9 protein-coding genes are annotated in these 13,671 nt (G+C 71.4%); 7 read left to right on the top strand and 2 right to left on the bottom strand.

Annotation, left to right across the window (positions count from 1 at the left end; genetic code table 11):
• Nucleotides 1–15: 15 nt before the first annotated feature.
• Nucleotides 16–1,539, bottom strand: a complete 1,524-nt coding sequence (locus OG898_RS30815; protein WP_323184981.1) for a S8 family serine peptidase — start codon at nucleotides 1,537–1,539, stop codon at nucleotides 16–18.
• Between the two features lie 253 nt (nucleotides 1,540–1,792).
• Between OG898_RS30815 and malX the strand changes: the two genes are divergently transcribed.
• The 5 genes from malX to OG898_RS30790 all read left to right on the top strand — a co-directional run bounded on the left by malX (nucleotide 1,793) and on the right by OG898_RS30790 (nucleotide 9,023).
• Nucleotides 1,793–3,415, top strand: coding sequence for a maltose/glucose-specific PTS transporter subunit IIBC (malX, locus tag OG898_RS30810; RefSeq protein WP_266961387.1), 1,623 nt, complete (start codon nucleotides 1,793–1,795; stop codon nucleotides 3,413–3,415).
• A gap of 3 nt (nucleotides 3,416–3,418) precedes the next feature.
• Nucleotides 3,419–4,666, top strand: coding sequence for a MalY/PatB family protein (locus OG898_RS30805; RefSeq protein ID WP_266961385.1), 1,248 nt, complete (start codon nucleotides 3,419–3,421; stop codon nucleotides 4,664–4,666).
• Between the two features lie 377 nt (nucleotides 4,667–5,043).
• Nucleotides 5,044–5,961, top strand: coding sequence for a SigB/SigF/SigG family RNA polymerase sigma factor (locus tag OG898_RS30800; protein ID WP_250741709.1), 918 nt, complete (start codon nucleotides 5,044–5,046; stop codon nucleotides 5,959–5,961).
• Between the two features lie 183 nt (nucleotides 5,962–6,144).
• Nucleotides 6,145–7,218 carry a betaine/proline/choline family ABC transporter ATP-binding protein gene (locus OG898_RS30795; RefSeq protein ID WP_323182778.1) on the top strand — a complete coding sequence of 358 codons (1,074 nt, stop codon included), beginning with the start codon at nucleotides 6,145–6,147 and terminating at the stop codon, nucleotides 7,216–7,218.
• Nucleotides 7,218–9,023 (top strand): ABC transporter permease/substrate binding protein, encoded by a 1,806-nt coding sequence (locus OG898_RS30790; protein WP_266961383.1) that lies wholly within the window; start codon nucleotides 7,218–7,220, stop codon nucleotides 9,021–9,023. The genes OG898_RS30795 and OG898_RS30790 overlap by 1 nt, the downstream gene beginning before the upstream one ends.
• Nucleotides 9,024–9,144: 121 nt before the next feature.
• Here OG898_RS30790 and OG898_RS30785 read toward each other — a convergent pair whose 3' ends face one another.
• Nucleotides 9,145–11,358, bottom strand: coding sequence for an MMPL family transporter (locus tag OG898_RS30785; protein WP_266961381.1), 2,214 nt, complete (start codon nucleotides 11,356–11,358; stop codon nucleotides 9,145–9,147).
• Nucleotides 11,359–11,570: 212 nt separating this feature from the next.
• On the opposite strand from OG898_RS30785, the gene OG898_RS30780 reads away from it, so the two are divergent.
• Nucleotides 11,571–12,860 carry a sensor histidine kinase gene (locus OG898_RS30780; protein ID WP_266961379.1) on the top strand — a complete coding sequence of 430 codons (1,290 nt, stop codon included), beginning with the start codon at nucleotides 11,571–11,573 and terminating at the stop codon, nucleotides 12,858–12,860.
• Complete coding sequence (locus OG898_RS30775) at nucleotides 12,857–13,525, top strand: response regulator transcription factor (RefSeq protein ID WP_250741603.1); 669 nt, start codon at nucleotides 12,857–12,859, stop codon at nucleotides 13,523–13,525. The genes OG898_RS30780 and OG898_RS30775 overlap by 4 nt, the downstream gene beginning before the upstream one ends.
• Nucleotides 13,526–13,671: the final 146 nt, after the last annotated feature.

Below are 13,671 nucleotides of genomic sequence, written 5' to 3'. Positions count from 1 at the left end.
CTGCCCGAGCGCCGTTCAGAAGCGCAGCGCCCACGCGTCCACGTACCCGGTGTTCCCGGCGAAGGCGTCGAACACGCGCAGTTTCCACACCCCGTTGGCCGTCTCGGACGAGGCGTTCACCCCGTACAGCCCGATGAGGTTGGTCTCGCCCCAGTCCGTGTACTCGTCCTTGATCGGGTACACCGTTCCGTCGGGCGCGATCAGGTCGATCCGCAGGGTCCCGGAGTCCGGGTGCTTGACGTACACCTCCACGTCCAGCTGGGCCGGAGCGGCGCCCGGTATCCCGCTGACGGTGATCGGGGACTGGATGGTCTTGAGGTCCCCGACGTTGTAGTTCGTTTCGTTGGAGAAGCGCTTCACGGGCACCTTGTTCGGCGTGTTCCCCATGTAGAGGGAGAGCACCGGGGAGCCCTTGCCGGGCGAGAGCACCGCTCCCGTGGTGGCCTTGGCCTTCAGGTAGGTCGCCACCTGGGCCGGGGTGTAGGTCGGATGGAGCGCCAGGTAGACCGCCGCGGCACCCGCCACGTGCGGGCTGGCCATCGAGGTGCCCGACATCACGGTGTCCCAGTCGTTGCTCCAGTAGGCCGCCGAGGTGATGGAGTCGCCCGGGGCGAAGAGGTCCACCAGCGGACCGTAGTTGGAGTACGAGGAGCGTGCGTCGTGGACGCCCGTCGCCCCGACCGTCAGTGCCTGGGAGACCCGGGCCGGCGAGTGCGTGGAGGCGTCCTTGTTCTGGTTGCCGGCAGCCACCGCGTAGGTGATCCCGGAGGCGATGGAGCCGCGGACCGCCGCGTCCAGCACGGTGTCCGGGTCCCCGCCCAGGCTCATGTTCGCGACGGCCGGCTTCACGGCGTTGCGGGTGACCCAGTCGATGCCGGCGACCACCTGCTCCGTCGTGCCCTCGCCGTTCCAGTCGAGGACGCGGACGGCCACCACCTTCGCCTTCTTGGCCACGCCGAAGGTCTTGCCCGCGACCGTCCCGGCCACGTGCGTACCGTGCCCGTGCAGATCGTCGGCCACGAAGTCGTTGTCGATGGCGTCGTAGCCGTACCGGGCACGTCCGCCGAAGTCCTGGTGGTTGATGTTGACCCCGGTGTCGATGACGTAGGCGGTCACGCCCAGGCCGGCCGAGGTCGCGTAGGTGAAGGAATCGTTCAGCGGCAGCCTGCGCTGGTCGATCCGGTCAAGGCCCCAGGACGGCGGGCTCGGCTGGGTGGAGTCCAGGCGCAGTTTCCGGTTCTGCGCCACCGTGGCCACCGCCGGATCGGCGGCGAGCCGTCGTGCCTGACGTTCCGTCATCTTGACGGAGAACCCGTTGACGGCCGATTCGTACGTCCGGCCGACCGCGCCGCCGAACCGTTCGACCACCGCCCGGCCCTGCTCCGTACGGGATTGCGCGCGCGCCGGGTCCAGCAGGACGAGGTAGCTGTCGCCGACGGCTCCGGGCGCACCGGCGTACAGGACCTCCCCCTCCGGTGGTGAGGCGGCCGAGGCGCCGGTGTCCACCCCGAGCGCGAGCGCCGAGGCGAGTGCGAACACGGCTCCGTACCGCCGCAGTAAATGCGATCGCATGATCATGAAATCGGACCCCCCTGAGTCGTCCGCTCAGAGTGCTGCGTTCACAAGCTCCGCACAAGAGGTCCGTATGAGCGCCCGTACGGCCTCCCGCACAAAGGCCCGCGCGGGAGGCGTCGGGCCTTATGGATTGGGGCCCTTGTCCTCTTAGCGCCATCCGTTCACAGAACGGAATCTTTATGCGAGACCCCCGCCGATTCCGGACGAAAGATCCACCATGAAGAAGACGAAGGCCGCGCTCTGGGAATTCCTCCAGGGGCTGGGCAAGACCTTCATGCTGCCCGTGGCGCTCCTGGCCTTCTGCGGCATCATGCTGGGCGTCGGCTCCTCGCTCTCCAGTCCGGCCGTCCTGCAGAACCTCTCCTTCCTGGACAACGAACCCCTCCAGCTGGCGTTCACCTGGATGTCCAACACCGGTCTGGTCGCCTTCAAGTTCCTTCCGGTCCTCTTCGCGATGGCGATTCCGCTCGGCCTCGCACGTGAGGACAAGGGCGTCGCCGCCTTCTCCGGTTTCGTCGGCTTCGCCTCCATGAACCTCGCCGTCAACTTCTTCCTCACCACGCGCGGCGTGGACTTCGAGGACAAGGGCGAGATCGCGCACTACGGCATCGCCGACGTGCTCGGCGTGAAGTCCATCGACACCGGACTGCTCGGCGCGGTCGCCGTCGGTGTGATCGTGGCCCTGCTGCACAAGCGCTACCGCACCAAGCAGCTGCCCGACGCTCTCGCCTTCTTCGGCGGGCTGCGCTTCGTACCGATCGTCTCCGCCCTGGCCATGAGCATCGTCGGACTCCTCGTCCCGCTCGTCTGGCCCACCCTGGGAAGCTGGATCGCCTCCGTCGGCACGGGCATCGCGCACGCCGGAGTCCTCGGCCCCTTCTTCTTCGGCATGGGCGAGGTGCTGCTGCGCCCCATCGGACTGCACCACATCCTCGTCGCGCTGTTCCGCTTCACCGACGCCGGCGGCGCCGGGGTGGTCTGCGGAGAGAACGTCAGCGGCGCCCTGAACCTCTTCTACGCCCAGCTCTCCTGCCCCACCCCCTCCGGCGCGGCACACACCGCGACGCAGTTCCTGTCCCAGGGCAAGATGGCCGCGTACCTGGGTGGCCTGCCGGGCGCGGCGCTGGCCATCTACCACTGCGCCAAGCGCACCATGCGCCCGGAGATCAAGGCGCTGCTCGTCTCCGGCGTCGTCGCGTGCGTGGTCGGCGGGGTCACCGAGCCGCTCGAATTCCTCTTCCTCTTCATCGCCCCGTGGCTGTACCTGATTCACGCCGTCCTGGTCGGCCTCGGCTTCCTGGTCTCCGCCGTCCTCGGCGTGTACATCGGCAACACCGACGGCAACATCATCGACCTGCTGGTCTTCGGAGTCCTCCAGGGCACGACCACCAAGTGGTACCTGGTCCCGGTGATCGCCGCGATCTGGTTCGCCGTGTACTACTTCCTCTTCCGCTGGGCGATCACCAGGTTCGACCTGAAGACCCCCGGACGCGAGGACGAGCCCTCGGACTCCCCGGACTCCTCCGAGGCCTCGGACTCCGGGGCGGCGGACGCCGCAGCCGACGCGGACGCCCCGAAGGCCGAGCTGGTCGCCGGCAAGTACGACCCGGTCGCCATCCTCGAAGCCCTCGGCGGCCCGGCCAACATCCACGCCCTCGACAACTGCATCACCCGCCTGCGCATGACGGTCGGCGACGCCGCCCTGCTGGACGACGCCCGGCTGAAGAAGCTCGGAGCCATCGCCGTGGTCCGGCTCGACGAGCACAACGTGCAGGTCATCATCGGCCCCCAGGTGCAGTCCGTGAAGGACGCCCTCGCCAAGCTCACCCCGGTCGGCTGACCCATGACCGACATCCACGCCCCCGCCGCGTACGAGTTCGATGCGCCGGTCGACCGGCACGGCACCTGGTGCACCCAGTGGGATTACGTCGAGGACCGCTTCGGAGCCCCGGACCTGCTTCCCTTCACGATCTCCGACATGGACTTCGAGACCGCTCCCGAGGTGCTCGCCGCCCTGCGCGGCCGCCTGGAGCACGGGGTCCTCGGCTACTCCCGCTGGCGCCACGAGGACTTCCTCGAAGCGGTCCGGCACTGGTACGCCGCCCGCTACGACACACCGATCGCCGCAGACCGCATCGCCTACGCCCCCGCCGTCCTCTACCAGCTCGGCCGGATCCTGGACCTCTGGACCTCGCCCGGCGACCGGGTCGTCGTCCACACCCCGGCCTACGACGCCTTCCCGCGGCTGCTCGCGGCCCGGGACCGGGAGATGCGCGGAGTCCCGCTCCACGACGAGGAGGCCCTGGAGCGGGAGTTGGCCCGCCCCGACACCACCGCCCTGCTGCTCTGCTCCCCGCACAACCCGACCGGCCACGTATGGAGCGCGGACGAGCTGGAGCGGATGGCGGAGCTGTGCGCACGCCACGGGGTCGCGGTGATCAGTGACGAGATTCACTCCGACCTCGCGCACGCCCCCCACCGGCACCGCCCCTGGGCGCTGCACGGCCGCCCCGGCACCCGCTGGGCCGTCGTCACCTCCGCCTCGAAGTCCTTCAACATCCCCGCACTGACCGGCAGTTACGGCATCTTCGGCGACACGGAGTCCTGCGAGCGCTACCTCACCCTCCTCAAGGACGCCGACGGACTGTCCTCCCCGGCCGTCCTCTCCGTGGCCGGACACATCGCCGCCTACCGCGAGGGCGGAGCGTGGCTCGACGCGCTCAACGCGTACGTCGCGCAGAACCTGGACATGGTGCGGGAGCGCCTCGTACGGGCCTTCCCCGCGCTCGACTGGCGCCCCCCGAAGGCCGGCTGCCTCGCCTGGATCGATCTCCGGCCCCTCGCGGTTCCCGACGACGTGCTCCAACGTGAGCTGATTCATACCGAGAAGGTGGCGATCATGCCGGGAACCGCCTACGGGCCCGAGGGCGCGGGCTTCGTGCGCCTCAACGTGGGATGCCCGCGCTCCAAGGCGGAGACGGGCGTCGAGGCCCTGATCCGGGCGCTCCGCACCACGTCGGGCACCACGGCCCGAACCGCCCCCGGAGCCCCTTCCGGTGCGGCGACCGGGCCCGCCGCCGAAGGGAATTGACCGGACGGCCGAGGGAACTGCGGCCGGACGGCCGATGTGCGACCGGAACGGATCCCTGTCGCAAATGCGGCCGGGATCAGCCCGGTTGATCTAGGAAGAAGGGAACTGGGGAACGGATGCGGAACCGGCTAGGGTGAACGCCCATCAAGGTCATGCGCCGCAAGCCGACCAGCCCAAGGAGCGACCCCGTGCCGATACCCGCCCCGTTCTCCCATACCGCCGGCCCCCTTGCCGGACCCCTTCCAGGCCCCCGCGCCGAGGCCCTGCCGGGCTCCCTTCCCGGTCCCCGGACCGGTCGCCGCCCCGGCCCCTGCGCGGGCCGGCTGGCCGGCCCCGTGCAGGGCTCCGCCGCAGGCAGACCCTCCGGCCCCGCCGCCGTGGAGCCGGCGCCCACCGTGCTGCCGCCCCGGATCGCGGACCCCCGCGAGGTGGCCCCCGCGGACGCGCGCGAGCTGACGCGGCTCTTCTTCCGGCGGCTCCACGAGCTCGACGAGGGCACCCCCGAGTACCGGTACGTCCGCGAGACCCTCATCGAGATGAACTGCTCGCTCGTCCGGTTCGCGATCCGGCCCTTCCGCGGCCGCGGCGACGGGGGAGACCTCGAAGACCTGCTCCAGGTCGGCACCATCGGCCTGATCAAGGCCATCGACCGGTTCGACCCGGCCCGCGAGGTGGAGTTCGCCTCCCTCGCCATGCCGTACATCACGGGCGAGGTCAAACGGCACTTCCGCGACACCAGTTGGGCGGTCCGCGTACCGCGCCGGCTCCAGGAACTGCGGATCGACCTGGCCAAGGCCAAGGAAGAGCTGACCGCGCTCCTCGACCGGTCGCCGACGGTTGCGGACCTCGCCGCGCACCTCTCGCTCACCGACGAAGAGGTCATCGAGGGGCTCGTCGCCGCCAACGGCCACACCAGCGGCTCCCTCGACGCCCCGGGCTCCGAACGGATCGACGGCCGCACCGAGGGCCACAGCCTCGCCGAGACGATGGGGGCCGAGGAGCCGGCGCTGGAACGCGTCGAGGACATCCAGACCCTGGCACCGCTGCTGGAACGCCTCAGCGACCGCGAGCGCCGCATGCTGTCGATGCGCTTCGGCGAGGAGCTCACCCAGGCCCAGATCGGCGCCGCACTCGGCATCTCGCAGATGCAGGTCTCGCGCCTCCTGACCCGGGTGCTCGCCCATCTGCGGGCCTCGATGCTCGCCGACCCGGAACAGTCCGGAGCCGGGTCCGAGCAGCAAGCGGAATCCGGTTGCACGGGCGCAGCCGCGGGTTCGGGTGGCGACGCAGCGTAAGTGACATGACTCACTTCACCGTTTGCAAGGGTTAAGCATGGGCAGTAGCGCTGTCTGGAGCGGACCCGTCCGCCGGCCGACAGCGGCCGGGGCGCGGGAGACGGGCGGATCCCGTCGCGCTCCACGGCCCGCCGGCCGTACGCACGCCGGTGGGCCGTCTCCGGTACGACCCTTGGGGTGTATGTGTCCACGCTCATAGCCGAGCACGTGTACAAGGTGTTCGGTCAAGGACCCGACAACGGCGCGGCCGTCGAGAAGGCGGTCCGCGCGCTCGAAAGCGGCGAGACCGACCGCGACGAGCTGCGCGCCGAGGGAACGACGGCGGCGGTGATCGACGCCTCGTTCCGCGTCGAGCCCGGCCAGATCTTCGTCGTGATGGGTCTGTCGGGCTCGGGCAAGTCCACCTTGCTGCGCATGCTCAACGGCCTGCTGGAGCCCACCGCGGGCCGGATCCTCTTCGACGGGGAGGACCTCACCGCACTCTCGCCGGCCGAGATGCGCCGCGTACGCTCCACCAAGATCAGCATGGTCTTCCAGCACTTCGCCCTGTTCCCGCACCGCGACGTGCTGGAGAACGCGGGCTACGGCCTGGAGGTCCAGGGTGTCCCCCGGGCCGAGCGCGAACGGCGGGCCGCCGAAGCGCTGGCCCTCTGCGGGCTCGGCGGCTGGGAGAAGTCCTGGCCCGACGAGCTGTCCGGCGGCATGCAGCAGCGCGTCGGCCTCGCCCGCGCCCTGGCCACCGACGCCGACCTGCTGCTGATGGACGAGTCCTTCAGCGCGCTCGACCCCCTGATCCGCCGCGACATGCAGGACCAGCTGCTCGAACTCCAGAAGAGCCTGGGCAAGACCATCGTCTTCATCACCCACGACCTCAACGAGGCCATGCGGCTCGGCGACTCCATCGCCGTCATGCGCGACGGCCGCATCGTCCAGCAGGGCACGGCCGAGGACATCCTCACCCGCCCCGCCGACGACTACGTCGCCTCGTTCATCCAGGACGTGGACCGCTCGCGGGTGCTGACGGCCGACGCCGTCATGACGGGGGACCCCGGAGGCCGGCCGGACTGCGGCTGTCCCACCGTCTCCGCCGGCACCCCGCTGGCCGACGTGTGCGCCGTCAGCGCCCGCGTCCCGCACGACGTCGCCGTCACCGCCGAGGACGGCACCGTCGTCGGCTCCGTCCCGCAGGGCCGCCTCGTCGCCTTCATCGGCGACGAGCGACGCGCCGTGCTGGACTGCGCGGAGGTGGCTGCCTGATGCCCCGCCTGAACCTCGGATCCTGGGTCGACAGCGGTGTCGACTTCCTGCAGAGCCACCTGTCCTGGCTGTTCGACGCCATCGCCGCGCTCGTCACCGGGCTCTACGACGGCATCGAAGCCGTCCTGTCCGCGCCGAACCCCCTGCTGCTGGCCGGCGTCCTCGCCGTCGCCGCCTGGTGGCTGCGCGGTCTGCTCGCCGCCCTGCTCGCCTTCGCCGGCTTCGCGCTCGTCGACTCCGTCGCCCTGTGGCCCGAAGCCATGTCCACGCTCGCGCTGGTCCTGGTCGCCACCCTGGTCACGCTGGTCTTCGCGATCCCGATGGGCATCTGGGCCTCGCGCTCCGACAAGGTCAGCGCCACCCTGAAGCCCGTCCTGGACTTCATGCAGACCATGCCGGCCATGGTCTACCTCATCCCCGGCATCATCTTCTTCGGGGTCGGCGTGGTGCCCGGCATCATCGCCACCATCATCTTCTCGCTGGCGCCCGGCGTCCGGATGACCGAGCTCGGCATCCGGCAGGTCGACGCGGAACTCGTCGAGGCCGCCGAGGCCTTCGGCACCACCCCGCGCAACACCCTCGTACGGGTCCAGCTCCCGCTGGCGCTGCCCACCATCATGGCGGGCATCAACCAGGTCATCATGCTGGGCCTGTCCATGGTGGTCATCGCCGGCATGGTCGGCGGCGGCGGCCTCGGCGGCGCCGTCTACCGGGCCATCGGCAGCGTGGACATCGGCCTCGGCTTCGAGGCCGGCATCTCCATCGTCATCCTCGCCATGTACCTGGACCGGATCACGGGGGCCCTGGGCCGCCAGGTCTCCCCGCTCGGCCGCCGCGCCCTCGCCAAGGCGCGCTCCGCCGCCACCGGCACCGCCAAGGTGTGGAGCCACCGGCCGCAGCCCGTCTTCGCCGTGGCCTCGGCCGTGGTGCTGTCCCTGGTCGCGGGCGGCCTCGGAATCTTCGGCGACTCCGGGAAATCGCAGGTCAACGCCGTCGGCGGGGCCGGTGTCGAGAACATCGGCAAGGGCCGCAAGCTCAGCATCGGCTACATCCCGTGGGACGAGGGCATCGCCTCCACGTTCCTCTGGAAGGAGCTCCTGGAGCGCCGCGGGTACCAGGTCGAGGCCAAGCAGCTGGAACTCGGCGCGCTCTTCACCGGGCTCGCCGGGGGCCAGGTCGACTTCCAGACCGATGCCTGGCTGCCGACCACGCAGTCCGAGTACTGGAAGAAGTACGGCAACAAGCTGGACGACCTCGGCACCTGGTACGAGCCGACCTCCATCGAGCTGGCCGTCCCCTCCTACATGAAGGACGTGAAGACCCTCGCCGACCTGAAGGGCAAGGCGGGGGAGTTCAAGGGCCGGATCATCGGCATCGAGCCCAGCGCCGGCGCGATGGGCCTCCTCAAGGACAAGGTGCTGCCGCAGTACGGGCTCGACGGCGAGTACAAGGTCGTCGACGGATCGACCCCGGGCATGCTCGCCGAGCTCAAGCGGGCCTATGAGAAGAAGGAGCCCGTCGCGGTCGTCCTCTGGTCGCCGCACTGGGCGTACGCCTCCTACGAGCTGACCAAGCTCGAGGATCCCCAGGGCGCCTGGGGCAAGGGGGACGGCATCCACAACGTCGCCCGCAAGGGCTTCGCGGCCGACGAGCCGAAGGTCGCCCAGTGGCTGAGCTCCTTCAAGCTGACCGAGGCCCAGCTGACCGGCCTGGAGGCCAAGATCCAGGAATCCGGGAAGGGCAAGGAACAGCAGGCCGTCCGCGCCTGGCTGGCCGAGCACCCCGAGGTCGCCAAGCTCGCCTGAGCCTGAGCCTGAGCCTGAGCCTGCGTCGGAGTGAGTGTCGGCGCGAGTGTGCGGGGGCCGGCGCGCGAAGCCCGTTCTACGGAGCTTCGCGCGCCGGCCCCCGCACGGCTCGGCCGGCGGCTCAGCCGGTCATGATCCGCTCGGGCTCCCGGTGCCTGCCGCCGCCCGGCACCGACGCCTCGGACGTCGGACGCTGCCTGACCGGCCACCACAGGGACCAGCCCAGGAGCGAGGCCAGGGCCGGCACCAGCACGAGGGAGAGCACGAACGCGGAGAGCAGGATCCCGAGGCCCGTGGCGAAGCCGATCTGCTGCGTCGCGGAGCCCTGACTCGCGGCCAGGCTCCCGAAGGACAGCGCCAGCACCAGGCCCGCGGTCGCGATGGCGGGCGCCGTGTGGCGCACGGCCCGGGCCACGGCCGCACGGGCCGGACCGGGCCGGTCCATCTCCTCCTTGATCCGGTCGGTGATCAGGATGTTGTAGTCGGTGCCCAGCGCGACCACGAAGAGGAACAGCACCAGCGGCAGCGAGAAGTCGACGCCCGGCCGGCCCGCCGCGTGCTGGAACACCAGCGTCGAGGCACCCAGCGTGGCCGCGAAGCCCAGACCCACGGAAAGCATCAGGACCACCGGCGCGAGCAGGCTGCGCAGCAGCAGGAACAGGATCAGCGCGATCAGGGCCGCGGCCACGGGGAAGACCACCTTCAGGTCCTTGTCCACGGCGGACGCGATGTCGGAGAAGATCGCCGCGGTACCGCCGACATGTGCCTCGGTGTCCTTCGGCCGGTGCGCGGCCACCGCGTCCCGGACCGGGCCGGACACCAGGTCGCGGGCCTCCTGTCCGTGCGGATCCGCGGTCGGGAACACGTCGATGCGGGCCGCCCGGCCGTCCTCGCTCAGCACCGCCGGCGCCACCTGGCCCACTCCGTCGACCGAGGCCAGCGCGCGGGAGAGTCCGCCGAGGCGCTCGGCCGTCAGCGTGCCCCCGTCGGTGACGGTCACGAACACGCCGGCCGGATCCGACACCCCGGCGGGCAGTGCGCGGGCGATCTCGGCCGCCGTCGCCGCCGAAGCCGTGTGGTCCCCGCCCGCGCTGCTCTGCCCGTAGTCCATCCGCATCCCGGTCATCCCCGCGGCCAGGGCCCCCAGCAGGGCCACCGAGGCCAGCACCAGGGTCAGCGGCCGTCGTGCCACGAGGCTGCCCATCCGGGCGGCCACGCCCTCGCGCGGCTCATGCTTCAGCGCCCGCGAGGGCCAGAACATCCTGCGGCCGGTGACGGCGAGGATGGCCGGCATCAGGGTCAGGCTGCCGAGCAGCATCACCAGCACGGACACGGCGATGGCCGGGCCCAGCACCCGGAACTGGCCGAAGGTGGCCACCGCGAGGGTGGCGAACGCGGCGACGATGGTCAGTGCCGCACAGGTGATCGCCGTACCGACCCGGCCGGCGACCTCGGCCGCCGCGGCCCGGCCCGACTGCTCCGGGTGCTTGCGCAGGTGCTCGCGGAAGCGGAAGAGCAGGAAGAGGAAGTAGTCGATGCCGATGCCCACCAGCACCACACTGATCAACTGGGGCGTGGACGCGTCGAGTTCGATTCCGGTCAGCAGCGCGGTGCCGACGACGACCCCGGCCGCGGCCCCGCCGATGATGCTGACGGCGACCAGCGGCAGCAACGCCGCCAGGACGCTGCGGAACACCAGCACGTGCAGCAGTACGATCACCGCGAGCATCGCGGCGCCCACGATCTTCGACCGGGTCTCCTCCGCGTCGGCGGTGTCCACGGTGTCCGCGAGCCCGGCGGTGAACCCGGTCCGCAGGTCCGCCTCCGCGAAGGCGGCCCGGGTGTGGTCCCGGAAGGCCCGGTACAGGTCCTGCATCCCGGGATCCATGGGATTGCCGGTCAGCTCGACCGACAGCAGCCGGAAGCTCCGGTCGGGCGCCGTCATCGCCGGGCTGATCCGGGGCACCTGGGAACGGTCCTGCACCAGGAAGGGCGGGGTGTCCCGGGGCTTCGGCATGGTGATCCGCTGCCGGGTCAGCTTCGCCGCCTCGGAGTCGATCAGCCGCTCGTCGGCGGCGGTCAGCGGCGCACCGTCGGCGCGGGCCACCAGGACGGTCAGCGGGTTGGCATCGGGCTTGACCCCGAAGTGCTCCTCGGCGACCTTCAGCGCGGCCGCCGAATCGTAGGAGGCCGGAAGGAACGCGCCGGTGCTCGGCTGCGTGGCGCGGAACACCAGCGCCTGGCCGAGGATCGTCAGGGCGATGCCCAGCACCGCCCAAAGGGCTATGACCTTCCATGGACTTCGGGTGGCGAAGGCGGTCAGGGCGCGGATCAAGGAGTCCTCCGTAACGGGGGCTGCGGCCGGGGGTCCCCGGCCTGCTCACCAGCTCATCAGCGGGCGCCCCCCGAAACGTCAGGTCCCGGGAGGAGCTCGCACCCGGGAGCAGGGGCCGGTACGGGCCCCCGACCAGGACTCCGGTCCTGGTCCGCCCTCCTCCTCGGGGCCCGCGGTCCGGGGTCCGCCCGATGGGAAGATGGAATATGCCGATGATCAGAACGGACCTGAGTCCGAAGGATGCCCGGGCCCAGCACGGAGCCCGGATCCTGAACGGGGCCCGTTTCCTGAACGGGGCCCGGGCCCTCGACGGGGCCCGGATCCTGAACCGGGTCCAAGCCCTGAACTGGACCCGCAACGACGCGCTCGTGGCCATCGGAGCCGCCGTCGTGGACCTGACCGGCTTCGCGCTCGCCGCCGCCGAGGCCGGCCGGCCCCTCACCGTGACCGCCGTCGTCCTGGTGGTCCTGGCCGCACCCTGCCTGCTGGCCCGGCGGGTCAGGCCGGTGGCGGTGCTCTGCGCCGTGCTCGCCCTCGGCGTGGCGCTGAACCTGATCACGGCACAGGGCCCGCACTTCTCCGCGGGAACCATCGTCGCGCTGTACTCCGTGGCCCGCGTGCGCGGCCCGGCGGTCACGGCGGCGGCCGCCCTGGCGGCCGTGCCGCTGACGGTGCTCGGCAGCAGTGGCTACGGGGGGATCAGCAGGTTCACCGGCCTGCTCGGCAACACGATCGCCGTCGTCCTCGTCGTCGCCGCCGCGCAGCTGGTGCGCCGCTGGCAGCAGGAGACCGAGGCCAAGCGCACCCTGCTCGCCGAACGGGCCGTGGCCGAGGAGCGCCGCCGCATCGCCCGCGAACTGCACGACATCGTGGCCCACCACATCACCACCATGCAGCTGATGGCCGGCGGAGCGCGGGCCAACCTCGCGCGCGACCCGGAGGTGGCCCGCGAGGCCCTGGTCACCCTGGAGGGTTCCGGGCGGATGGCGCTGCGCGAGATGAGGCAGCTGCTCGACGTGCTGCGGGCGGGGGAGGAGCCGGAACACACCCCGCCGCCCCCGCAGCCCGGCACCGGCGACCTGGAGCGGATCGTCGCCGAGGCCGGGATCGGCGGCCTGGAGACCGGATTCACCGTGGACGGGCCGGTCCGCCCGCTGCCGCCGGCCCTCGGCCTGACGGTGTTCCGCATCGTGCAGGAGTCGCTGACCAACACCCGCAAGCACGCCGGGCAGCGGGCCCGGGCCCACGTACGGCTGGCGTATCTCCCGGACGAGGTGACGGTGGAGGTCCGCGACGACGGTGCCGGGGACCGGCAGCCGCCTGCGCGGGCGGCGTCGGGTTCCGGCTACGGTCTGATCGGAATGCGCGAACGGGTCGCCCTGCAGGGCGGCACCCTGGAGGCGGCCGCCCTGGACTGCGGTGGGTTCCGGGTGGCGGCGCGCCTCCCGGCGCCGCCCGGTCCGGACGCGCCCGGGGGAGAAGGAGAGGAAGAACGCGGATGATCCGTGTGCTCATTGCCGACGACCAGCCGCTCGTCCGGAGGGGCCTGGCCCTGATCCTGGCTCCCGAGCCGGAGTTCGAGGTGGTCGGCGAGGCAGGGGACGGCGCCGAGGCGGTCGCCCTCGCGGAGCGGCTGCGGCCCGACGTGGTCGTCATGGACATCCGGATGCCGGTCCTGGACGGGGTCGGAGCCACCGGGGAACTGGCCCGGCTGCTGCCGGAGTGCCGGGTCCTGGCGCTGAGCACCTTCGACATGGACGAGTACGTGGTCGCCGCCCTGCGGGCCGGAGCCTACGGATTCCTGCCCAAGGACGTCTCCCCGGAGGAGCTGACCGCCGCGATCCGCACCGTCCACACCGGCGAGGCGGCGGTGGCGCCGCGCCTGCTGACCCGGCTGATCTCCACGTACGTACGGGTCCCCGCGCGGCCCGCCACGCGGACGGCCGAGGTCCCGGCCGAACTCACCCCCCGGGAGCGGGAGATCTGGCAGCTGCTGGCCACCGGACTCGACAACGCGGAGATCGCCGCAGACCTGGACATCAGCGTCTCCACGGTCAAGAACCACATCACCGGCATCTTCGGCAAGCTGGGCGTCCGCGACCGGGCCCAGGCGGTCATCGCCGCGTACGAATCGGGCCTGGTGGAGGTGGCCGGCGGGCCGCGCTGAGCACCAAGTCCCGGGGGAGCGCCGGGAGGAGCCCGGGGCGCACGCGCCTGACCTGCCGGAACATCGCCGGAACACTGGAGGATTCACCCGTGCGCCAGGGGGCACGTCCATGGCACAGTGCGAGCAGTCCAGCCGCACGACCAGGG

Origin of the sequence: Streptomyces sp. NBC_00193, from assembly GCF_026342735.1 — a bacterium.
Lineage (GTDB): Bacteria > Actinomycetota > Actinomycetes > Streptomycetales > Streptomycetaceae > Streptomyces > Streptomyces stoeckheimensis.
The sequence above is the reverse complement of the archived record's forward strand: the minus strand, read 5'-3'. Positions and strand labels throughout refer to the sequence as shown.